Source organism: Aquabacterium sp., assembly GCF_044226965.1.
GTDB lineage: Bacteria > Pseudomonadota > Gammaproteobacteria > Burkholderiales > Burkholderiaceae_C > Pseudaquabacterium.
Genome location: NZ_JBGAGA010000020.1, coordinates 30,657 through 52,159, shown reverse-complemented (window position 1 = coordinate 52,159; position 21,503 = coordinate 30,657). Strand labels below are relative to the sequence as shown.

Sequence of the window (21,503 nt, the reverse complement as noted above, 5' to 3'; positions counted from 1 at the left end):
AACACGAACGGAGACAAGCGCCATGAAGAAGTTTCTCCTCGGCATGATGCTCGCCACTGCATCGGGTCTTGCCCTGGCCCAGGCCACGCCGGTGGGCCTGTGGAAGACCATTGACGACGAGACCAAGATCGAGAAGTCCTACGTCCGCATCACCGAGAACGGCGGCGCCCTGACCGGCAAGATCGAGAAACTGCTCGACCCGAAGTCCAAGCAGGACGCGGTGTGCGACAAGTGCAGCGACGAGCGCAAGGACAAGCCGGTCCTCGGCCTAACGATCATCCGCAACGCCAAGCCCGATGGTGAGAAGGAGCATTGGGAAGGCGGCGACATCCTCGACCCGAACAACGGCAAGGTCTACAAGCTGCGGCTCAAGCCCGTCGAAGGCGGCAAGAAGCTCGAGGTCCGTGGCTACATCGGCGCGCCGCTGTTCGGGCGAACGCAAACCTGGGTTCGTGTCGAGTGACCGGGCCTTGAATTTACAGGAGCAAGAATGAGCAAGTTCAACGTGCGCAAGGTGGCCGTGCTCGGCGCCGGCGTGATGGGCGCGCAAATCGCGGCGCACCTGGTCAACGTCAAGGTGCCGGTCGTGCTGTTCGACCTGCCGGCCAAGGAAGGGCTGAAGAACGGCATCGTGACGAAGGCGCTGGAGGGGCTGAAGAAGCTCAAGCCCTCGCCGATCGGCGTGGCCGACGACCTGGCCCTGATCCAGCCGGCCAACTACGAGGAGCACCTCGAACTGCTCAAGGACTGCGACCTGGTGATCGAGGCGATCGCCGAGCGCATGGACTGGAAGCTGGACCTGTACCAGAAGATCGCGGCCTTCGTCGCGCCGGGCGCCATCGTCGCGTCCAACACCTCGGGCCTGTCGATCACCAAGCTGAGCGAAGCGCTGCCCGAGAGCATCAAGCCGCGCTTCTGCGGCATCCACTTCTTCAACCCGCCGCGCTACATGCAACTGGTCGAGCTGATCCCGACGCCGACCACCCGCGCCGAGATCCTCGACCAGCTCGAGACCTTCGTGACCCGCTCGGTCGGCAAGGGCGTGGTGCGCGCGAAGGACACGCCGAACTTCGTGGCCAACCGCGTCGGCATCGCCGGCATGCTGGCGACCATCAAGGAGGCCGAGAACTTCGGCCTGAGCTACGACATCGTCGACGACCTGACCGGCAAGAAGATGGGCCGCGCCAGCTCGGGCACCTTCCGCACGGCGGACGTGGTGGGCCTGGACACGATGGCCCACGTGATCAAGACGCTGCAGGACAACCTGGGACCCGACAAGGCCAGCGACCCGTTCTACGCCAGCTACGCCACGCCGCCCGCGGTGGCCGCGCTGATCGAGGCCAAGGCGCTGGGCCAGAAGGCCGGTGCCGGCTTCTACAAGAAGGTCGGCAAGGACATCCTGCGCTTCGACCTGGCCAAGAAGGACTACGTGCCCGCCGGCGGCAAGGCCGAGACCATCGTCGACCGCATCCTGAAGAAGCCCGCGGCCGAGCGCCTGAAGCTCCTGCGCGAATCGAGCAACCCGCAGGCGCAGTTCCTGTGGGCCATCCTGCGCAACAGCTTCCACTACGTGGCGGTGCACCTGGCCGACATCGCCGACTCGGCGCGCGAGGTGGACCTGGCCATGCGCTGGGGCTTCGGCATGAAGCAGGGCCCGTTCGAGCTGTGGCAGGACGCCGGCTGGCAGCAGGTGGCGCAGTGGGTGAAGGACGACATCGAGGCCGGCAAGGCGCTGTGCAACGCGCCGCTGCCCGCGTGGGTCTTCGACGGTCGCACCGGCGTGCACACGCCGGAAGGCTCGTGGAGCGCCGCGCAAGGCAAGTACATCGCCCGCTCGACGCTGCCGGTGTACCAGCGCCAGCATTTCCCCGAGAAGCTGCTGGGCGAGGGCGCGGTGTCGCCGCTGGCCTCCGGCACCGAGGAATTCAAGAACGACGAGATCCGCCTGTGGTCGCTGGACGGCGAGGTGCTGATCGCCAGCATCACCAGCAAGATGCACCTGATCGGCCCCGGCGTGATCGAGGGCCTGCTCAAGGGCGTGGAGATCGCTGAAAGTCGCTACCAGGGCCTGGTGATCTGGTCGCCCGACGAGCCCTTCTCGGCCGGCGCCAACCTGGAAGCCATGCTGCCCACCTTCATGAAGATGGGCGCCAAGGGCATCGCGCCGGAGATCAAGAGGCTGCAGGACGCGCTGCTGCGCGTGCGCTACGCCGGCGTGCCGACGGTGGCGGCCGTGCGTGGCATGGCGCTGGGCGGCGGCTGCGAGATCGCGGTGGCCTGCGCGCGCCGTGTCGCTCACATGGAAAGTTATGTCGGCCTAGTCGAGGTGGGCGTCGGCCTGCTGCCCGGCGGTGGTGGCCTGACCTACATCGCCCGCCGCGCGGCCGAGAAGGCCAAGGCGGCCGGCTCGACCGACTACCTGGCCTTCGCGAAGGACGGCTTCCAGGCCGCTGCAATGGCCACCGTGGGCACCAGCGCGCTGGAAAGCCGCAAGCTGGGCTACCTGCTCGACGACGACGTGATCGTGCCGAACAAGGACGAGCTGCTGTACGTGGCGATTGCCGAGGCCAAGGCCATGGCCGACACCGGCTGGCGCGCGCCGCTGAAGACGCTGGTGCCGGTGGCCGGCCGCAACGGCATCGCGACGATCAAGGCCCAGCTGGTCGCGATGCGCGATGGCGGCTTCATCGGCCCGCACGACTACCACATCGCCGGCCTGATCGCCGACGTTGTCTGCGGCGGCGAGGTCGATGCCGGCTCGCTGGTCACCGAGGAGTACCTGATGACCTTGGAGCGCAAGCACTTCTGTTCGCTGCTCGAGCATCCCAAGACCCAGGAGCGCGTGATGGGCTTCCTGCAAACCGGCAAGCCCGTGCGCAACTGATCTGGAGCATTCGACATGAGCAAGCAAGTTCAAGAAGCCTACATCGTCGCCGCCGCGCGCACGCCGATCGGCCGCTCGCACCGCGGCTTCTTCCGCAACACCCGGCCCGACGACCTGCTGGTCGCCGCGATCCAGGCGGCGATGAAGCAGGTGCCGTCGCTGGACCCCAAGGCCATCGAGGACGCGATCGTCGGCTGCGCGATGCCCGAAGGCGAGCAGGGCCTGAACATGGCCCGCGTGGCCGCGCTGCTGGCCGGGCTGCCGAACTCGGTGGGCGGCATCACCGTCAACCGCTTCTGCGCCTCGGGTCTCTCGGCGGTGCAGATGGCGGCCGACCGGATCCGCGTCGGCGAGGCCGACGTGATGATCGCCGGCGGTGCCGAGAGCATGAGCCTGGTGCCGATGACCGGCAACAAGCCCTCGTTCAATCCGGCGGTGTTCGAGAAGGACGAGAACGTCGGCATCGCCTACGGCATGGGCCTGACCGCCGAGAAGGTGGCGCAGCAGTGGAAGGTCAGCCGCGAAGCGCAGGACGAGTTCGCGCTGCAGTCGCACCTGAAGGCCATCCGCGCGCAGCAGGCCGGTGAGTTCACCGACGAGATCGTGCCGGTCGATGTGCTCGAGCGCCTGCCGGACCTGCTGACGGGCGAAGTGAGCGTCAAGCGCCGCACGGTGAGCCTGGACGAAGGCCCGCGCGGCGACACCACGGTGGAAGCGCTCGCGAAGCTGAAGACCGTGTTCGCGGTGCCGAAGACGCCGGGCGGCCAGGCCACCGGCCTGGGCTCGGTGACGGCGGGCAACAGTTCGCAGACCAGCGACGGCGCCGGCGCGCTGATCCTGGCCAGCGAGAAGGCGGTCAAGCAGTTCGACCTGAAGCCGCTGGCGCGCTTCGTCAGCTTCGCTTCGCGCGGCGTGCCGCCCGAGATCATGGGCATCGGCCCGATCGAAGCGATTCCGGTCGCGCTGCGCTACGCCGGCCTGAAGCTCGACGACCTCGGCTGGATCGAGCTGAACGAGGCCTTCGCCGCGCAGTCGCTGGCGGTGATCAACACGGTCGGCCTGAACCCGGCGGTGGTGAACCCGATGGGCGGCGCCATCGCGCTGGGCCACCCGCTGGGCGCCACCGGCGCGATCCGCTCTGCCACGGTGGTGCACGCGCTGCGCCGCCACAAGCTGAAGTACGGCATGGTGACGATGTGCGTGGGCACCGGTCAGGGCGCCGCCGGCATCTTCGAAGCATTGTGACGATGCAGCGCCGCACCGTGCTGCTGGCCGCGGCCGCCGCGCCGCTGGCCGGCTGCGGCGCCGGCGCGCTGCAGGGCTTTGCGAGCTTCGACGACGCGCGGCGCGCGCTGGCTGCGCTGCCGGCACAGCATGCGAAGACCGCCAGTGGCTGGGGTCTGCCGCAGGTGCTGCAGCATGCGGCGCAGAGCATCGACTACTCGATGGACGGCTATCCGCAGATGAAGTCGGGCCTGTTCCGCAGCACCGTCGGCGCCGCGGCCTGGGGCGTGTTCGATGCGCGCGGCGCGATGCGGCATTCGCTCGACGAACCCATCCCGGGGGCCCCCGCGCTCGATGCTGCGCTGACGCTCGAACAAGGCATCGCCAAGCTGCTGTCCGCGATGCAGCGCTTCGAGGCCCACACGGGCGCATTGCAGCCGCATTTCGCCTACGGGCCGCTGGACAAGCCGGCCTACACCCGCGCGCACCTGATGCACCTGGCCAACCACTGGTCGCTGGTGCAGACAGGTGCGCCAGCCTGAACCCGCACCGGAGACATTGCATGGAGCACATCCGCACCGCCACGCTGAACGGCGTGGCCACGATCGAGATCGCCCGCCCCGAGAAGAAGAACGCGCTGACGATGGCGATGTACCAGGCGATGGCCGACGCCCTGGCCGCGGCTGGCGCGGACCCGGCGGTGCGCGCGGTGCTGATCACCGGCCAGCCCGGCATCTTCACCTCGGGCAATGACCTCGAGGACTTCATGCAGCGCCCGCCGCAGGGCAGCGATTCGCCGGTGGCCCGCTTCATGCGCGCGCTGCTCGATTGCGAGAAGCCGGTGGTTGCCGCGGTGACCGGTGGCGCGGTGGGCATTGGCACGACGATGCTGCTGCACTGCGATCTCGTCTACGTCAGCGACGAGGCGCGCCTGGCGATGCCCTTCGTCAGCCTTGGCCTGGTGCCCGAGTACGCTTCCAGCCTGCTGCTGCCGCGCCTGATGGGCCATGTGAAGTCGGCCGAGAAGCTGATGCTGGGCGAGCCCTTCAGCGGCAGCGATGCGGTGGAGGCCGGCATCGCCAATGCGGTGCTGCCCGCCGGCGAAGTGGTGAACCATGCACGCCGCATGGCCGAGCGCTTCAACGGCCTGCCGCCCGGCGCGGTGCGCGACACCAAGCGGCTGATGCGCGCCGACACGCGCGAGCGCGTGCTGCAGGCGATGGCGACCGAAGGCGAGATCTTCGGCAGCCGCCTGCGCAGCCCCGAGGCGATGGAAGCCTTCCAGGCCTTCTTCCAGAAGCGCAAGCCGGACTTCTCGAAGTTCTGATCGGGCCGGCGCGTCCGGGGGCGATGCGGTGTCGGCGGCGCTGAAGCTCGCGCTCGCGCCGGTGCTCGTGGCACAGGCGCTGCACACGCGCTGGCGCCTGCCACGGCTGCCCGAGGCCGAGGGTGCCCGCGAGGGCCTCGCCGGGGGTGAGGCGCGCCACGCTGCGCCGCTGCGCCTGCTGATCCTGGGCGACTCGTCGGCCGCCGGTGTCGGCGCGGCGACACAGGACGAGGCGCTGGCGGGCCAGCTGAGCCAGGCCCTGGCGCGCCACAGCGGCCGGCGCGTGCGCTGGCAGCTGCGTGCCCGTTCCGGCATTTCCAGCGAGCAGGCGCTGGGCCTGCTGCGCGAGGCGGCGCTCGAGCCGGCCGATGTGGCGGTGGTGGTCACCGGTGTCAACGACGTGGTCGGCCAGCTGCGCCCGGCGCGTGCGCTGGCCGCGCGCGCCGCGCTGCTGCAGGCGCTGCGCGCCGAACTCGGCGTGCGCCACACGGTGCTGACGCCCGTGCCACCGATGCAGCGCTTTGCCGGCCTGCCGCAGCCGCTGCGCTGGGTGGCCGGCCGCGATGCGCGGGCACATGACCTCGCGCTGCAGCGCTGGGTGGCGCAGCAGCCCGGCGCCTCCTGGCTGCCATTCGACCTGCCGCTGGCGCCGCAGCTGCTGGCCCGCGACGGCTTCCATCCCGGGCCTGTCGCCTACCGCCACTGGGGCGAGGCGCTGGCCGCTCACATCACGCGTCAGGTGCTGGCGGGGCTTTTGCCCGGCCCGGGCTGATCGGCGCTCAGGCCCTGGGCACCGGCCGCGGCCGGCCTTCGTGGTCGATCGCGACGTAGGTGAGGTTGGCCTCGGTGACCTTCACCACCTGCAGGTTGGCCGGGTCGCGCTCGGCGTAGACGGTGACGTGCACGGTGATCGAGGTGTTGCCGATGCGCTCGACGCGGGCGTAGAAGCTCACCAGGTCGCCCACCGAGACCGGCTGCTTGAAGATGAACTGGTTCACCGCCACGGTGGCGATGCGGCCCTTGGCGATGCGCGCGGGCAGCACCGCGCCGGCCAGGTCGACCTGGGCCATCAGCCAGCCGCCGAAGATGTCGCCATTGCCGTTCACATCCGCGGGCAAGGGCATCACCCGCAGCACCAGTTCGCCGCCGTCGGGCAAACTGGTGGGTCCGGTCAGGCTGGGCGGGGCGGGGCGGGTGGTGTCGGTCATCGCCCGATTGTCCATGCCCGGCACCCGCTTTCGACTCCCCCGATGCGACGCTCTGCCACCCCCTTGCCCCTGCCCGCCGCCCCCGTTGCGGCTGCCCGCCGTTCGGACCGCCAGACGCTGGCCCGGCTGCTGCCCTACCTGTGGCAGTACCGGGGACGCGTGATCCTGGCGCTGATGTTCCTGCTGGCCGCCAAGGCCGCCAACGTCGGCGTGCCGGTGCTGCTGAAGCATCTGGTCGACGCGCTGGACCTGAAGCCGGGCGACGCCCGCGCGGTGCTGGTGGTGCCGGCCGGGCTGCTGCTGGCCTATGCCGGACTGCGGCTGTCGACCTCGCTGTTCACCGAGCTGCGCGAGCTGGTGTTCGCCAAGGCCTCGTTCGGCGCTTCGCGGCAGATCGCGCTGCAGGTGTTCCGCCACCTGCACGAGCTGAGCCTGCGCTTCCACCTCGAGCGCCAGACCGGCGGCCTGTCGCGCGACATCGAACGCGGCACGCGCGCGCTGCAGTCGCTGGTGTCGTACTCGCTCTACAGCATCCTGCCGACCTTCGTCGAGGTGCTGCTGGTGCTGGGTGTGCTGGGCTGGCGCTTCGACGTCGGCTATGTGTGGATCACGCTGGGCGCGCTGACGGTGTACATCGCCTTCACCGTCACGGTGACCGAATGGCGCAGCCGCTTCCGGCGCGAGATGAACGAGCTCGATTCGCGGGCCCACACCCGCGCGGTGGATGCGCTGCTGAACTTCGAGACCGTCAAGTACTTCAACAACGAGGCCCTGGAAGCGCAGCGCTACGACCAGGGGCTGGAGGCGTTCCGGCGTGCGCAGGTGCGCTCGCAGACGACGCTGTCGATGCTCAACACCGGCCAGCAACTGATCATCGCCCTCAGCCTGGTGGCGATGCTGTGGCGCGCGACGCAAGGGGTGGTCGAGGGGCGGCTGTCGCTCGGCGACCTGGTGATGGTCAATGCCTTCCTGATCCAGCTCTATGTGCCGCTGAACTTCCTGGGCGTGCTGTACCGCGAGATCAAGCAGAGCCTGACCGACCTGGACCGCATGTTCGAGCTGCTCGAGCGCGAACGCGAGGTGGCCGACGCGCCCGATGCGCGAGCGCTGCGCGTGAGCGAAGGCGTCGTGCGCTTCGAGCAGGTGAGCTTCGCCTACGACCGGGCGCGGCCCATCCTGCAGGACGTCAGCTTCGAGATCCCGGCGGGCAGGACGGTGGCGGTGGTCGGCGCCTCGGGTGCCGGCAAGAGCACGCTGGCGCGTCTGCTGTACCGCTTCTACGACGTGAGTGGCGGCCGCATCACGATCGACGGCCAGGACATCCGCGCGGTCACGCAGGCCAGCCTGCGCCAGGCCATCGGAATCGTGCCGCAGGACACGGTGCTGTTCAACGACACGGTGGGCTACAACATCGCGTACGGCCGTGCCGGCGCCACGCCGGCCGAGGTGGAGGCGGCTGCGCGCGCCGCGCACATCCACGACTTCATCGTCTCGACGCCGCAGGGCTACGAGACGATGGTCGGCGAGCGTGGGCTGAAGCTCTCGGGTGGCGAGAAGCAGCGCGTGGCGATCGCCCGCACCCTGCTGAAGAACCCGCCGATCCTGATCTTCGACGAGGCCACCTCGGCGCTCGATTCCCACAACGAGCGCGCGATCCAGGCCGAACTGAAGAACGCGGCCCAGGGCAAGACCGCGCTGGTGATCGCGCATCGGCTGTCGACGGTGGCCGATGCGCACGAGATCGTCGTGCTCGAAGCCGGCCGGGTGGCCGAGCGCGGCACCCATGCGCAGCTGCTGGCCGCCGACGGGCGTTATGCCCGGATGTGGCGGCTGCAGCAGGCCGGCGAAGGGCGCGCCGAGCGCGTGATCGAAGCCTGAGCCAGACCTGAAAAGCAAAACGCCCGCACAGGGCGGGCGCTTCGGGCCGAAACGGCGCGGCTGCGATCAGCGCTGCGTGCGGCGGCGCGCGACGCCGGCTGCGCCTGCCAGGGCCAGTGCCACCAGCGCGACGCTGGAGGGCTCGGGCACATTGGTCGGCGGCGTGTCGGTGGTGGTGAAGGTCAGGTTGTCGATCGCCCAGGCGCCCGGGTCACCCTTGAAGCGCAGGCCGGTGTAGGTGCCGGCCGCGGCCACGTAGGTGAACGGAGAGGCCAGCCAGTCGTTGACGTTCGGCGGGTCGGGCAGTTGGCCGATGTTGAACCAGGTGCCATCGGTGCGCTGCAGGTCGATCTGCAGCGTGATGCCCAGCACGGCCATGTCGAAGGTGATGGCGGTGCCGGCCGTGCCGTCACTGTGCAGCCCGCTGCCCATGCTCAGCACGACATAGTCGTTCAGGCAGGACTGCAGCGCACAGCCGTTGATCAGCGAATGGTTGTTGAGATTGCTGTGCGTGGGCGGCGTGCCGGGGTCGGTCGACAATTCGCCCAGGCTGTTGACCGTGGTGAAACCATGCGCTGCATCGTTGTAGAACGTGGCCAGCGTGCTGACGCCTTCGAAGTCGATCGTGGTGGCAACCAGCCCGGCATTCGCGATCTGCGGCAGCCCGGCGGCTGCGATCGCGGCCACGGCGGTCAGGGTACGCAAGGTCTTCAACATGTTCTGCTTCCTGGCTGATCGGGTTGGGCACAGCCCCTGCGGCGCAGGGATCGGGCCTTTCGGTGACATGGACTTGACTGTAGCGAAGGGCGCCCCAAAGCACCCGGGCCCGGGACCCTCCGTTTGAGGGGGTTTCGCCGGGCGTGCCCCTCAAACGGTGGGGCTGGCCGGACGGGCGGCGGAGCGCGGGGCCGCCGCTACACTGCCCGCCGTGGAAACCAAGTGGCTCGAAGACTTCGTGAGCCTGGCGGAGACGCGCAGCTTCTCGCGCTCGGCGCAGTTACGGCATGTCACACAGCCGGCGTTCTCGCGTCGCATCCAGGCCCTCGAAGCCTGGGCCGGCGTCGACCTGGTCGACCGCTCGGCCTATCCGACGCGCCTGACCTCGGCCGGCGAGACGCTGCATGCGCAGGCGCTGGAGATCCTGACCGCGCTGCAGTCCGCCCGCAACCTGATGCGCTCGCACCGCGCCAGCGGGCAGGACGTGATCGAGTTCGCCGTGCCGCACACGCTGGCGTTCACCTTCTTCCCGCACTGGCTGATGGAGCTGCGCCGGCGCTTTGGCTCGGTCAAGACGCGGCTGATCGCGCTGAACGTGCACGACGCGGTGCTGCGCCTGACCGAAGGCGGCTGCGACCTGCTGATCGCCTACCACCATGCCTCGCAGCCGCTGCAGCTGAGTCCGGACCGCTACGAGATGCTGTCGTTGGGCCAGGAGACGCTGGCCGCCTATGCCAAGGCCGATGGCGAGGGCCAGCCCTTGTTCCGCCTGGGCGGCAGCGGCCCGGTGCCCTTCCTGGCCTATGCCTCGGGCGCCTACATGGGCCACATGGTCGAGCAGATCATCCGGCAGATGGCGATGCCGCCGGCGCTGGAGACGATCTACGAGACCGACATGGCCGAGGGCCTGAAGGCAATGGCGCTCGAAGGCCATGGCCTGGCTTTCCTGCCGGCGAGTTCGGTGCGCAAGGAGCTGAAGGCGCGGCGCCTGGTGCCGGCGGCGCCCGCGGGCGTTGGCGAGCTGACGATGGAAGTGCGCATCTACCGCGAGCGGCCCGAGGTGGCGCGCCATGCCAAGTCGGCGGCGCAGGCGCTGTGGGACTTCCTGAAGGGTCAGTGACCCAGGATCTTCGACAGGAAGTCCTGGGTCCGCTCGCTCTTCGGGTGGTCGAAGAACTCGTGCGGCGTGTTCTGCTCGACGATCTGGCCCTGGTCCATGAAGATCACCCGGTCGGCCACCGCTTTCGCGAAACCCATCTCGTGCGTCACGCACAGCATCGTGATGCCCTGGCCGGCCAGCTCGATCATCACGTCGAGCACTTCCTTGATCATCTCGGGGTCCAGCGCCGACGTCGGCTCGTCGAACAGCATGATCTTGGGCGTGAGGCACAGCGCGCGGGCGATCGCCACCCGCTGCTGCTGACCACCCGAGAGCTGCAGCGGGTACTTCAGCGCCTGTTCGGCGATGCGCACGCGCTGCAGCTGCTGCATCGCGCGCTCTTCGGCCTCCTTGCGTGGCAGCTTGCCCACCCACATCGGCGCCAGCGTCAGGTTCTCCAGCACCGTCAGGTGCGGGAACAGGTTGAACTGCTGGAACACCATGCCGACCTGGCGGCGGATCGCCTCGATGGCCTTGACGTCATCGCCCAGCTCGATGCCGTCGACCTTCAGCACGCCTTCCTGGTGCTCCTCCAGCCGGTTGATGCAGCGGATGAGCGTCGACTTGCCGGAGCCCGACGGCCCGCAGATCACGATGCGCTCGCCGCGCGCCACGTCCAGGTCGATGTCGCGCAACACATGGAAGCTGTTGCCGTACCACTTGTTGACCTTCTGGAACTGGATGATGGGCTCGGTCATGGTCAGCGGTTCTTCGAGGCGGACAGCTGCTTCTCGACCCACAGGCTGTAGCGGGACATCGAGAAGCAGAACAGGAAGTAGATCGCGGCGATGAACAGGTAGGCCTCGACCTTGAACGGGCGCCACTGCGCATCGGAATTCAGCGCCAGGCCCATCGCACCGGTCAGCTCGTAGAGGCTGACGATGGTGACCAGCGAGGTGTCCTTGAAGATCGCGATGAAGCTGTTCATGATGCCCGGCACCACCAGCGCCAGCGCCTGCGGCAGGATGATCTTGCGCTGCGTCTGCCAGTAGCCCAGGCCCAGCGAATCGGCCGCTTCCTGCTGGCCCTTCGGAATGGCCTGCAGCCCGCCACGCACGATCTCGGCCATGTAGGCCGCGGCGAACAGCGTGATGCCCACCAGCACGCGCAGCAGCACGTCGATGCTGGTGCCCGGCGGCATGAAAAGCGGGAACATGAAGCTGGCCATGAACAGCACGCTGATCAAGGGCACGCCGCGGATCAGCTCGACATACACCACGCACAGCGAGCGGATCGCCGGCATCTTCGAGCGCCGGCCCAGCGCCACCAGCACCGACAGCGGGAATGCCAGCACCACCGACAGCGTCGCCAGCAGCACGGTGAGTGGCAGGCCGCCCCAGCGGTCGGTGGGCACGGGGGTCAGGCCGCCGAAGCCGCCGAGCATCAGCGCGAAGAACAGGCCCAGCACGGCGGGCCACAGCAGCGCCAGCCAGGGCTTCCAGAACGCGCGCACGCAGCTGGCCACCAGCAGCGCCACCAGCGCCAGCGTGGCAATCTCGGGCCGCCACTGCTCGCCGAAGGGGTAGCGGCCGAAGATGATCAGCCGGTGCTTCTCGGTCACCACGCCCCAGCAGGCGCCGATGCCGCGCGCGGCCTGGCAGCGGTCGGCGTCGGCCGCGAACACCGCCTTCAGCAGCGCCCAGTCGACCACGTGGGGCAGCGCCCACAGTGCCAGGGCCCCCATCAGCAGAGTGATGGCGCCGTTGCGCCAGTCGCCGAACAGGTTGCGCCGCATCCACGGCAGCAGGCCCTGGGTGCGCACCGGCGAGGGCCGCGGCGCGATGGGCTGGAACGCATCCATCGTCAGCGTTCCTTGATGGCGGCGCGCCGGTTGTACCAGTTCATGACGCCGGACGTGGTGAGGGAAGTCGTCAGGTACACCAGCATGATCAGCGCGATGCACTCCACCGCACGGCCAGTCTGGTTGATCGCGGTGTTCGAGATCGACACCACGTCGGGGTAGCCGATCGCGACCGCGAGCGAGGAGTTCTTCGTCAGGTTCAGGTACTGGTTGGTGATCGGCGGGATGATCACGCGCAGCGCCTGCGGCAGCACCACCAGCCGCATCTGCTGGCCGCGCGCCAGGCCCAGGGCACCCGCGGCCTCGGTCTGCCCGCGCGGCACCGACTGGATGCCAGCGCGCACCACCTCGGCGACGAAGGACGAGGTGTAGAGCGTCAGGCCGATCAGCACCGACAGGTACTCGGGGGTCAGCGCCGAGCCGCCTTCGACCGACACGTCGCCGACCTTGGGCACCTGCCAGGCGGTGGGCGCGCCGCCGGCCAGCCATCCGAGCAGCGCGATGCCGATCACCAGCGCCACGCCAGGCAGGAAGGTCGGCAGCGGCTGGCCCGTGCGCTCGAAGCGCTGGCGCGCGTAACGGGCCCAGCCCCAGGCCAGCGCCAGCCCCAGCAGCGCGCCGCCGCCGGCCAGCGCCTGGCCCTGGCCCCACACCGGCACCGGAAAGCTGAAGCCGCCCTTGCTGAGGTAGAACAGCCCGAAGGCCGACAGTGGCTCGTCCGGGTTCGGCAGCCATTCGGTCAGCAGCAGGTACCAGGTCAGCAGCTGCAGCAGGATCGGCACGTTGCGGAACAGCTCGACGTAGCCGTAGCTGAGCCCGCGCACGATGGCGTTTGGCGAGAAGCGGCCGACGCCGACCAGCGTGCCGATCACGGTGGTCAGCAGGATGCCCACCACCGCCACCCGCAGCGTGTTCAGCACGCCCACCAGGAAGGCCTTCCAGTACGGGTCCAGCGCCTCGTAGGGAATCGGCAGCTCGCCGATGTCGAAGCCGGCCGGGCCCGTCAGGAAGTCGAAGCCGCTCTGGATGCCGCGCACCCGCATGTTCTCGAGCGTGTTGTGCGCGAGGAACCACACGCCGAGCGCGATGACGCCGATCGCGATCAGCTGGTACAGCAGCCCCCGCAGCGCGCGGCTGCGCAGGCTCCAGTCACGCTTCTTCTTCGGTGGGGTGCGTGCCGCCGTCATGCGCCGAATCAAGCGAGGTCAGCGCTCAACGAACCGGAGGTGCATACAGGATGCCGCCCTTGTTCCAGAGGTTGTTGATGCCCCGCGGCAGACCCAGCGAGGATTTCTCGCCGACGTTGCGCTCGAACATCTCGCCATAGTTGCCGACGGCCTTGATCGCGCGGAAGGCCCAGTCCTTGTCCAGGCCCAGCAGCTTGCCCATGTCTTCCGAGGTGCCGAGGATGCGCATCACCACCGGGTCGGTGCTGGTCTTCTGCTGCTGCTCGACATTGGCCTGCGTCAGGCCGTATTCCTCGCCCTCGATCAGCGCGAACACCACCCACTTGGCGATCGCGAAGAACTCGTCGTCGCCGCGGCGCACGCTGGGGCCCAGCGGCTCCTTCGAGATCAGCTCGGGCAGGATCAGGTGGTCGGCCGGGTTCTTGGCCTCCTGCTTGCGCTGCGAGGCCAGGCCCGAGGCGTCCGTCGTGTAGGCCTGGCAGCGGCCGGCGAAATACGCGCCGGTGGCGGCCTCGACCTTCTCGAACACCACCGGCTTGATGTCCAGCTTGTGGGCGCGCGAGAAGTCGGTGAGGTTCTTCTCGGTGGTGGTGCCCGACTGCACGCAGACGGTGGCGCCCTTCAGTTGCTTGGCGCTCTTGATCTTGCCCTTGGCCGGCACCATGAAGCCCTGGCCGTCGTAGTAGGTGACGCCGGTGAACTGCATGCCCAGCGAGGCATCGCGCGTCAGCGTCCAGGTGGTGTTGCGCGAGAGGATATCGATCTCGCCCGACTGCAGCGCGGTGAAGCGCTGCTGCGCATTCAGCGGCACGTACTTCACCTTGTTCGCGTCGCCGAGCATCGCCGCGGCAATGGCCTTGCAGACATCGACATCGATGCCAGTCCAGTTGCCCTGGCTGTCGGCGGCCGAGAAGCCGGCCAGGCCGGTGTTGACGCCACACACGAGCTGGCCGCGGGCCTTGATCGCGTCCACCGTCTTGCCGGCCTGGGCGGGCAGGGCCATCAGCCCCAGCGTGGCCGCGGCAAAGGCGGCGGAAAGCATCGATTTCGCGGTCACACGGTTCATTTGTCGCAGCTCCACTGTTGAACGAACGCCGGAGAAGGCCCCCGGCGCCGCCGCAGTATAGGAACGCAAGAACCGTGCACGACCTCGCGGCAACCCCTAGGGGCCGAGCCGTACGCCCCGCGCCGCTGCACGGCCGCGTAACGGCCGCTTCAGGGCCGCGCCAGGCCCGCCGCCTCGGTGTCCAGGATGCCGAGGAAGCGGCTGATGCGGCCTTCGCGCAACTGCCACACGTGCACCCATTCGCTTTCGAACAGGCGGCCGCCGGGCAGGGCCTGGGTGCGCTCGAAGCCGATCACCGTCACGTGGTCGGGCCCGACCAGGAACTCGCGCGGCTCGAAGGCCTGGATGCCGTCCTGCGCGGCCACCTGCCCGAGCCACTCGGCCACCTGGCCGTGCCCGCGCACGGTGCCGCTGTAGGCGGCCTTGCGGTCGCCGATGAACTGCCACACCACGTCGGGCGACAGCAGGGCCAGCAGCGCGGGCACGTCGCCGCGGCCGAAGGCGGCGTAGGCGTTCTGGACAGTGGTCAGGGCCTGGCTCATGAGGGATCTCCGGAAAGGGAAGGGCACATGCCAGCGTCTACGGCGGGCAGCGGGCCGTGGATGCACGAAAATCCCTGGATGACCGACCGCCTGACCCTGACCCGACCCGACGACTGGCACCTGCACCTGCGCGACGGCGCGGCGATGGCCGCGGTGCTGCCGCACACCGCGCGGCAGTTCGCCCGCGCGATCGTGATGCCGAACCTGAAGCCGCCGGTCACCACCACCGCCGCGGCACTGGCGTACAAGCGGCGCATCGTCGAGGCGCTGCCGCCCGGCCTGGCCTTCGAGCCGCTGATGACGCTGTACCTCACCGACCTGATGGCCGCCGACGAGGTCCGTCGTGCGCGCGAGGCCGGCATCGTCGCCTGCAAGCTCTACCCCGCGGGCGCGACGACCAACAGCGATGCCGGCGTCACCGACATCAAGCGCATCTACACGGTGCTGGAGGCGATGCAGCGCGAAGGCCTGCTGCTGCTGGTGCATGGCGAGGTCACCGACCCGGCGGTGGATGTGTTCGACCGCGAGGCGGTGTTCATCGACCAGGTGATGCAGCCGCTGCGGCGCGACTTCCCGGCGCTGAAGGTGGTGTTCGAGCACATCACGACGAAGGACGCCGCGCAGTACGTGGCCGAGGCCGGCCCGCTCACCGCGGCCACCCTCACCGCGCACCACCTGCTCTACAACCGCAATGCGCTGTTCATCGGCGGGCTGCGCCCGCACTACTACTGCCTGCCGGTGCTCAAGCGCGAGGTGCATCGCCAGGCGCTGGTGGCCGCGGCCACCTCGGGCGGCCCGAAGTTCTTCCTGGGCACCGACAGCGCGCCGCACGCCGCGGCGCTGAAGGAGGCCTCGGTCTGCGGCGCCGGCTGCTTCACCGCGTTGAGCGCGCTGGAGCTGTATGCCGAGGCCTTCGAGGCCGCCGGCGCGCTGGACAAACTCGAAGCCTTTGCCAGCTTCAATGGCCCGGACTTCTATGGCCTGCCGCGCAACACCGGTACCGTGACCCTGGCCAGGCAGCCCTGGACCCTGCCCGAGAGCGTGCCCTTCGGCGACGCGCCGCTGAAGCCCCTGCGGGGCGGGGAAGTGCTGGCCTGGCGCCAGCAGGCCTGACGCTCAGCGCGCGCCGAAGCGCGCGTGCTCGAACAGGTCCTTCAGCTCGCGCGGCTGCGAGCGCCAGTACTGCGGCGGCGCCTGCACGCGGGCGCCCAGCTTCGCCGCCGCATGCCAGGGCCAGCGCGGGTCGTACAGCATCGCGCGCGCCAGCGCGATCGCATCGGCCTCGCCGTTGGCAATGATGGCTTCCGCCTGCTCGGCCTCGGTGATCAGGCCCACCGCAATGGTCGGCAGCCCGACCTCGGCCTTCACGCGCTGCGCGAACGGTACCTGGTAGCCCGGCTTCAGCGCGATGGCCTGCTTCGGCGACACGCCGCCGCTGGAGACGTGGATCGCCGCGCAGCCGCGTGCCTTCAAGGCCTGCGACAAGGCCAGCGTGCCCTCGATGTCCCAGCCGCCCTCGACCCAGTCGGTGGCCGAGACGCGTGCCCACACGGGCCGGTCGGCCGGGAAGGCCTCGCGCACCGCGTCGTACACCTCGAGCGGGAAGCGCATGCGGTTGTGCAGGCTGCCGCCGTAGGCATCGGTGCGCTGGTTGGCCAGCGGCGAGAGGAACTGGTGCAGCAGGTAGCCGTGCGCGGCATGGATCTCCACCCCGTCGAAGCCCAGCCGCGCCGCACGCCGCGCGGCATCGGCAAAGGCCTGGCGCAGGCGTCGCAGGCCGGCCAGGTCCAGCGCCTGCGGCGGCTGTTCACCCGGCAGGTGCGGCAGTGCCGAAGGCGCCTGCGCCGGCCAGCCGCCGGGTTCGCCGATCGGCACCTGCGCACCGCCTTCCCAGGGCGCGCGGCTCGAGGCCTTGCGGCCGGCATGCGCCAGTTGCAGGCCCAGCTTGATCGGCGAATGGCGGCGCAAGGCATTCAACACGCGGCCCAGCGCGGCCTCGTTGTCGTCGCTGTACAGGCCCAGGTCGCCGGCGGTGATGCGGCCCTCGGGCGTCACCGCGGTGGCCTCGACGATCAGCATGCCGGCACCGGACAGCGCCAGCGTGCCCAGGTGCATCAGGTGCCAGTCCTGCGCCGAGCCGTCCACGGCCGAGTACTGGCACATCGGGGCGATCAGGATGCGGTTGTCCAACCGCAGCGGGCCGATGGTGAAGGGCTGGAACAGCTGGCTCATGAAGGCACCCGGCAGGGCGTGGTGGCGATGGAACGACGATAACCCGCCGTCCGTGCCGGTGCGCTGTGCACCAGCAATGCCCCGACCACCATCGCCAGCCCCAGCCATTCATGCGTGGCGGGCCGGTGGCCCAGGGCCATGCCCATCAGCAGCGCCGAGACCGGCACCATGTTCATGAACGCCGTGGCCGACACCGTGCCCAGCAGGCGCACGCCCTGGTTGAAGGCCAGCACGCACAGCGCCGAGGACACCAGCCCGACATACGCCAGCGCCGGCGCGCTCTGCAGCAGGCCCTCGGGCGTGGGCCGATGCGACCAGCCCAGCGCGCTGGCCCCCAGCGTGGCCAGCACCAGCAGCGGCCAGGAGGCGATGGCCGTCAGCCCGGTGTAGCTCAGCACGTCGAGCTGCGCAAACCGCGCCGCGCCGCGGGTGTAGACGATCCAGCCCAGCGAGCCCACCAGCGTCAGCCCGTCGCCCAGCACCGTGCCCGCACGGTCGCCGCCGGCCGGGGCCAGCAGCAGGCCCGAGACCATCGCGACGCCGGCCAGCGCCAGCAGCGCGGTGCCGAAGGCGCGCGCCGAGGGCCGCTGGCCGTCGAGCAGCCAGCGCAGCAGCTGCGTGTTCATCGGCACCGTGGCCATGATCACCGCGCCGTGCGCCGGCACCGAATGCGCCAGTCCCAGCAGCATGAACAGGCTGAACACGCCGAAGCCGGCCAGCCCGCGCAGGGCCAGCGCTGGCGCGTGCGTGCGCAGCGGCTGCCAGGCGCTGCGGCCGCGCAGCAGCAGCAGCACGGCGAACACCAGCGCCGAGAGCGTGTAGCGGATCAGCGTGAACCACAGCGGGTCCACATGCCGCAGCACCGGCGGGCTGACGATGAACATCGCGCCCCAGCCGCTGGTGGCCAGCAGCAGCGCGCCGCTGCCCAGCGCGCGGCGCGGGGCGGTGAATGAAGCAAGCGAGAGGGTCATGATGAGTCCGGAGCACAGGTCGAAGCAACCGCAAGGGTCGATGGCCGTCAGCATCGGCCTCGCCGCGCGCGCTGGCCATTCGCTTCTTTGGAGGCGGGCATCCGGTTTTGCGAATGCCGGCCGGCTCGGTGCCGATCAGAATCGCGGCCCATGGAGCTCTACCAGCTGAAGACCTTCGTCGCCATCGCGCAGGAAGGCAACCTCACGCGCGCCGCCGAGCGCGTGTTCACCAGCGCGCCGGCGGTCAGCGCGCAGCTGAAGGCGCTGGAGGATGAACTCGGCGTCCGGCTGTTCGAGCGCAGCCCGCGCGGCATGCAGCTCACCGAGGCCGGCGAGCGGCTGCTCGCCGAGGCGCAGCGCACGCTGCTGTCCGCCGGCCGCATGCGTGCGGCGGCCGAGGCGCTGCGTGGCCAGGCGCAGGGGGTCGTGCGCTTCGGCACCGTGGTCGACCCGGTCTCGCTGCGCCTGGGCGAGGTGCTGGTCAGGCTGGCCGAGCGTCATCCGCAGGTCTCGCTGCAGCTGCGCCAGGGCCTCTCGCACGAGACCATCGCGGCGGTGCAGCGCGGCGAGCTCGATGCCGCCTATGCCTTGAGCGACCAGACCGCCATCGAAGGCCTGGACCTGCGCCGGCTGACCGCGGTCGACCTGGCCGTGGCGCTGCCGCCGGCGCTGGCCGAAGCCCATCCGGCGCTCGACCTCGATCAGCTCACGCGCCTGCCCTGGATCGGCACGCCGGCCAGCTGCGTGATGCGCAGCCATGTCGAGCGCCTGTTCGCCGCCGCCGGCCGCGAGCAGCGCATGGCGCAGACCGCCGACAGCGAAGGCGCGCTGCGCAGCATGGTGGCCAGTGGCCTGGGCGCCGCGCTGCTGCGGCTGGACCAGGCCGAGCAGGCCCAGCGCCGTGGCGAGCTGGTGGTGTGGCCCGGCTGGCGTTCACACACCTGGCTGTGCTGGGTGGCGCCGGCCGACCGCGCCTCGGCCGCCGGCGAGGCGCTGCGCTCGGTGGTGTTCGAGGTCTGGTCCGGCGCGCCGGGCGATGCGTAAGATCCGCGCCTCCCCTCACTTCCCGCGTCATGCCGATGCCCCAGGCCGACACCCTCGACGACATCGAGATCCACATCGAAGGCGCCAGCGGCGAAGGGGCCGAGACCCTCGTGATGCTGCATGGCTGGCCCGACACCTGGCGCCTGTGGGATGCCCAGATACCGGCGCTGGCGCCGCACTACCGCTGCGTGCGCCTCACGCTGCCCGGCTTCGCCGCCGGCCAGCCGCGGCGCGCGGTGCCGCTGGACGACCTGGTCGAACGGCTGCGCCGCGTGATCGAGCATGTCAGCCCCGGCCGGCCGGTGATCCTGCTGCTGCACGACTGGGGCTGCCTGTTCGGCTACCCGCTGGTGATGCGGCACCCTGCGCTGGTGAGCCGGCTGATCGGCGTCGACGTCGGCGATGCGGTGGCGCCTAGCTACGTGCGGGCGCTGAGCGCCCGGGAAAAGGGCATGGTCTTCGGCTACCAGGCCTGGCTGGCGCTGGCCTGGGCGCTGCGCGGCTGGTTCGGCGGCCGCCTGGCCGACGGCATGACGCGGCGCATGGCGCGCTGGCTGCGCTGCCCCACCGAGCCCGCGGCCATCCACGCCGGCATGAACTACCCGTACTTCATCACCTGGACCGGCGCGCACGGCTCGTACCGCGGCATGCGCGCCATCGAGCCGCCCTGTCCCATGCTCTACATCCACGGCCTGCGCAAGCCGGTGCAGTTCCAGTCCGCCGCCTGGCTGCAGGCGCTGGCCGCGCGGCCCGGCTGCGCCGTCGCCGCGATGGACAGCGGCCACTGGATGATGGTGCGCCAGCCCGGGCGCTTCAACGAGATCGTGCTGGGGTGGCTGCGGCCGCAGGGAACGGCTGATCAGCGGGCCGGGTGAATCGCGATCGTCCGGCTGGGGTGGGGTGGCCCGGCGTCGGACGCGCTGCGCTTGTAGAAGGTCATCCTGCCGGCCGAGGCGATGTGATAGCAATCGCAGTGGCGCACGTCCGCGCAGACGAAGTCATCGGCGCGCAACGCGAACTGCCGCGACTTGGCATTGCCGATGAGTCGCAGCTCGCTGACGTTCGGGCAGGCATCGATGTCGCCGTTGTTCCAGACCCGGAAATAGGTTCGGCCTGCCGCGCACGAGACGTGATCGAAGGACTTCAGGACCGACTCGAAGTTGCCCCGGCGCACACTGTGCAGGATGGGCGCGAAGTCCTGCGTCAGCGCTTGCAGCAGGGCTTCCTGCTCGGCCGAAAACCCCGCGAGCACGTCGTTGATCAGGATCAGCGCCTTCGGGTAGTGGGCGTGGACTTCGGTCTGGTACCACTGCAGCGCCTCGCGCCAGATCGGCGCTTCGCCGGGCGACAGGATGAAGTTGACGAAGAAGTCGGGGTTGTCGTGCCGGTGCAGCATGCGCAGCGCGTTGTCCCGCCACACCTGGAGCGCCTTGTGCGACTTCAGCTGCTGGTAGTGAAACGTCAGGTTGACGTGCCGCACCCGCTTCAGCTGCTCGTCCGACAGCTCGGGGAAGCAGTGGATGACCACGCCGTTCACGTCCAGTGCCACGGCAATGTGCTCGTGTTCGAGCAGGCGCTGCAACAGCCGATCGCTCTTCCGGTACCCGGCGAAGAAGTCGCCCCGGCCCGAGAAGATGAAGAACACCTTGCCGCCGATGCGCTGCGCCATGAACATCAGGTCTTCGTAGCTCAGCGAAGGCTGCAGCTTGACGACGGGCGAGGCCACGCAGTAGCTGCAGTCCAGGTTGCAGTGGCCCGATGAAGAGGCGAAGACGATCGACTCGTCGGGCCGGAACTTGATCTGCATCTCGTCGTGCGGCAGTTCCAGCCTGACTTCTGAAATGGTCTGCATGAAAATGGGTTCTTTCGCGTCGAGCGGTCGCCTCACGTTACACGAGATGGGGCCCTGTTGCCTCACCTGGCCACTCTGGAGATGCTGCATGAAGACCCGGTCCACCCTGCTCCCGCTGCTCACCGCCCTCTGCCTGGGCACGGCCCACGCCGGCCCGGCCGAAGTGGCGCACTCGGCCGCCAGCGGCGCGTCGGCGGTGGCCACCAAGACCGAGGGGGCGGTCAAGCGCGGTGTGAAGAAGGGGGCCGATGCGGTAGCCCGCGGCGCCCACGCGGCCGGCAGCGCGGTCAGCCGTGGCGCCAAGAAGATCGGCCTGCCCACCGGCCCGGCTTCGGGCGCCAAGCGCGCGCCGACCGGCGAGATGAGCAACTGAAACAGCGGCCGGCGTCGGTCCGTGCCGGCCGTCCGCGC

The 21,503-nt window shown here is 69.7% G+C and carries 22 protein-coding genes; 12 read left to right on the top strand and 10 right to left on the bottom strand.

The genetic code is table 11. The features are described from left to right. The first annotated feature begins 22 nt into the window (after positions 1-22). The 6 genes from ACILR4_RS11555 to ACILR4_RS11530 are packed head-to-tail and all read left to right on the top strand — an operon-like array spanning position 23 to position 6,207. Complete coding sequence (locus tag ACILR4_RS11555) at positions 23-463, top strand: DUF2147 domain-containing protein (protein ID WP_395701000.1); 441 nt, start codon at positions 23-25, stop codon at positions 461-463. A 27-nt stretch (positions 464-490) separates the two neighbouring features. Beyond that, positions 491-2,884 (top strand): 3-hydroxyacyl-CoA dehydrogenase/enoyl-CoA hydratase family protein, encoded by a 2,394-nt coding sequence (locus ACILR4_RS11550; protein WP_395700999.1) that lies wholly within the window; start codon positions 491-493, stop codon positions 2,882-2,884. A 15-nt stretch (positions 2,885-2,899) separates the two neighbouring features. Next, positions 2,900-4,129 carry an acetyl-CoA C-acyltransferase gene (locus ACILR4_RS11545; protein WP_395700998.1) on the top strand — a complete coding sequence of 410 codons (1,230 nt, stop codon included), beginning with the start codon at positions 2,900-2,902 and terminating at the stop codon, positions 4,127-4,129. A 2-nt stretch (positions 4,130-4,131) separates the two neighbouring features. Further along, positions 4,132-4,650, top strand: coding sequence for a DUF1569 domain-containing protein (locus ACILR4_RS11540; RefSeq protein ID WP_395700997.1), 519 nt, complete (start codon positions 4,132-4,134; stop codon positions 4,648-4,650). Positions 4,651-4,670: 20 nt separating this feature from the next. Continuing rightward, positions 4,671-5,435, top strand: a complete 765-nt coding sequence (locus ACILR4_RS11535; protein WP_395700996.1) for an enoyl-CoA hydratase — start codon at positions 4,671-4,673, stop codon at positions 5,433-5,435. Positions 5,436-5,463: 28 nt separating this feature from the next. Next, positions 5,464-6,207, top strand: coding sequence for an SGNH/GDSL hydrolase family protein (locus tag ACILR4_RS11530; RefSeq protein ID WP_395700995.1), 744 nt, complete (start codon positions 5,464-5,466; stop codon positions 6,205-6,207). Positions 6,208-6,214: 7 nt separating this feature from the next. On the opposite strand, the gene ACILR4_RS11525 is transcribed toward ACILR4_RS11530, so the two are convergent. Further along, positions 6,215-6,643 carry an acyl-CoA thioesterase gene (locus tag ACILR4_RS11525; protein ID WP_395700994.1) on the bottom strand — a complete coding sequence of 143 codons (429 nt, stop codon included), beginning with the start codon at positions 6,641-6,643 and terminating at the stop codon, positions 6,215-6,217. Positions 6,644-6,685: 42 nt separating this feature from the next. Between ACILR4_RS11525 and ACILR4_RS11520 the strand changes: the two genes are divergently transcribed. Continuing rightward, positions 6,686-8,521 (top strand): ABCB family ABC transporter ATP-binding protein/permease, encoded by a 1,836-nt coding sequence (locus tag ACILR4_RS11520; protein WP_395700993.1) that lies wholly within the window; start codon positions 6,686-6,688, stop codon positions 8,519-8,521. Between the two features lie 66 nt (positions 8,522-8,587). On the opposite strand, the gene ACILR4_RS11515 is transcribed toward ACILR4_RS11520, so the two are convergent. Next, a complete protein-coding gene (locus ACILR4_RS11515; RefSeq protein WP_395700992.1) occupies positions 8,588-9,238 on the bottom strand; it encodes a PEP-CTERM sorting domain-containing protein in 651 nt (216 codons plus the stop codon). Between the two features lie 211 nt (positions 9,239-9,449). Here ACILR4_RS11515 and ACILR4_RS11510 point away from each other — a divergent pair, with 211 nt between their 5' ends. Continuing rightward, positions 9,450-10,358 (top strand): LysR substrate-binding domain-containing protein, encoded by a 909-nt coding sequence (locus ACILR4_RS11510; RefSeq protein ID WP_395700991.1) that lies wholly within the window; start codon positions 9,450-9,452, stop codon positions 10,356-10,358. Here ACILR4_RS11510 and ACILR4_RS11505 read toward each other — a convergent pair. The 5 genes from ACILR4_RS11505 to ACILR4_RS11485 all read right to left on the bottom strand — a co-directional run bounded on the left by ACILR4_RS11505 (position 10,352) and on the right by ACILR4_RS11485 (position 14,993). After that, positions 10,352-11,095, bottom strand: a complete 744-nt coding sequence (locus ACILR4_RS11505; RefSeq protein ID WP_395700990.1) for an amino acid ABC transporter ATP-binding protein — start codon at positions 11,093-11,095, stop codon at positions 10,352-10,354. The genes ACILR4_RS11510 and ACILR4_RS11505 overlap by 7 nt on opposite strands. 2 nt (positions 11,096-11,097) lie before the next feature. Next, positions 11,098-12,198, bottom strand: coding sequence for an amino acid ABC transporter permease (locus tag ACILR4_RS11500; RefSeq protein ID WP_395700989.1), 1,101 nt, complete (start codon positions 12,196-12,198; stop codon positions 11,098-11,100). A 2-nt stretch (positions 12,199-12,200) separates the two neighbouring features. Further along, positions 12,201-13,385, bottom strand: coding sequence for an amino acid ABC transporter permease (locus tag ACILR4_RS11495; RefSeq protein WP_395700988.1), 1,185 nt, complete (start codon positions 13,383-13,385; stop codon positions 12,201-12,203). A 25-nt stretch (positions 13,386-13,410) separates the two neighbouring features. Next, on the bottom strand, positions 13,411-14,451 hold the full coding sequence (locus ACILR4_RS11490; protein WP_395700987.1) for an amino acid ABC transporter substrate-binding protein: 1,041 nt from the start codon (positions 14,449-14,451) through the stop codon (positions 13,411-13,413). A 149-nt stretch (positions 14,452-14,600) separates the two neighbouring features. Continuing rightward, positions 14,601-14,993 carry a nuclear transport factor 2 family protein gene (locus tag ACILR4_RS11485; RefSeq protein ID WP_395700986.1) on the bottom strand — a complete coding sequence of 131 codons (393 nt, stop codon included), beginning with the start codon at positions 14,991-14,993 and terminating at the stop codon, positions 14,601-14,603. A 78-nt stretch (positions 14,994-15,071) separates the two neighbouring features. Here ACILR4_RS11485 and pyrC point away from each other — a divergent pair, with 78 nt between their 5' ends. Then, complete coding sequence (gene pyrC, locus ACILR4_RS11480; RefSeq protein ID WP_395700985.1) at positions 15,072-16,106, top strand: dihydroorotase; 1,035 nt, start codon at positions 15,072-15,074, stop codon at positions 16,104-16,106. Between the two features lie 3 nt (positions 16,107-16,109). On the opposite strand, the gene ACILR4_RS11475 is transcribed toward pyrC, so the two are convergent. Continuing rightward, positions 16,110-17,225 carry an NADH:flavin oxidoreductase/NADH oxidase gene (locus ACILR4_RS11475; RefSeq protein WP_395700984.1) on the bottom strand — a complete coding sequence of 372 codons (1,116 nt, stop codon included), beginning with the start codon at positions 17,223-17,225 and terminating at the stop codon, positions 16,110-16,112. Next, on the bottom strand, positions 17,222-18,196 hold the full coding sequence (locus ACILR4_RS11470; RefSeq protein WP_395700983.1) for a DMT family transporter: 975 nt from the start codon (positions 18,194-18,196) through the stop codon (positions 17,222-17,224). The genes ACILR4_RS11475 and ACILR4_RS11470 overlap by 4 nt, the downstream gene beginning before the upstream one ends. A gap of 150 nt (positions 18,197-18,346) precedes the next feature. Between ACILR4_RS11470 and ACILR4_RS11465 the strand changes: the two genes are divergently transcribed. Both ACILR4_RS11465 and ACILR4_RS11460 read left to right on the top strand, forming a co-directional pair. Then, positions 18,347-19,240, top strand: a complete 894-nt coding sequence (locus ACILR4_RS11465; RefSeq protein ID WP_395700982.1) for a LysR family transcriptional regulator — start codon at positions 18,347-18,349, stop codon at positions 19,238-19,240. Positions 19,241-19,275: 35 nt separating this feature from the next. Then, positions 19,276-20,115, top strand: coding sequence for an alpha/beta fold hydrolase (locus ACILR4_RS11460; protein ID WP_395700981.1), 840 nt, complete (start codon positions 19,276-19,278; stop codon positions 20,113-20,115). Here ACILR4_RS11460 and ACILR4_RS11455 read toward each other — a convergent pair. Next, positions 20,100-21,092, bottom strand: coding sequence for a radical SAM protein (locus ACILR4_RS11455; protein ID WP_395700980.1), 993 nt, complete (start codon positions 21,090-21,092; stop codon positions 20,100-20,102). The genes ACILR4_RS11460 and ACILR4_RS11455 overlap by 16 nt on opposite strands. A gap of 88 nt (positions 21,093-21,180) precedes the next feature. Between ACILR4_RS11455 and ACILR4_RS11450 the strand changes: the two genes are divergently transcribed. Next, a complete protein-coding gene (locus ACILR4_RS11450) occupies positions 21,181-21,465 on the top strand; it encodes a hypothetical protein (RefSeq protein ID WP_395700979.1) in 285 nt (94 codons plus the stop codon). Positions 21,466-21,503 lie beyond the last annotated feature (38 nt).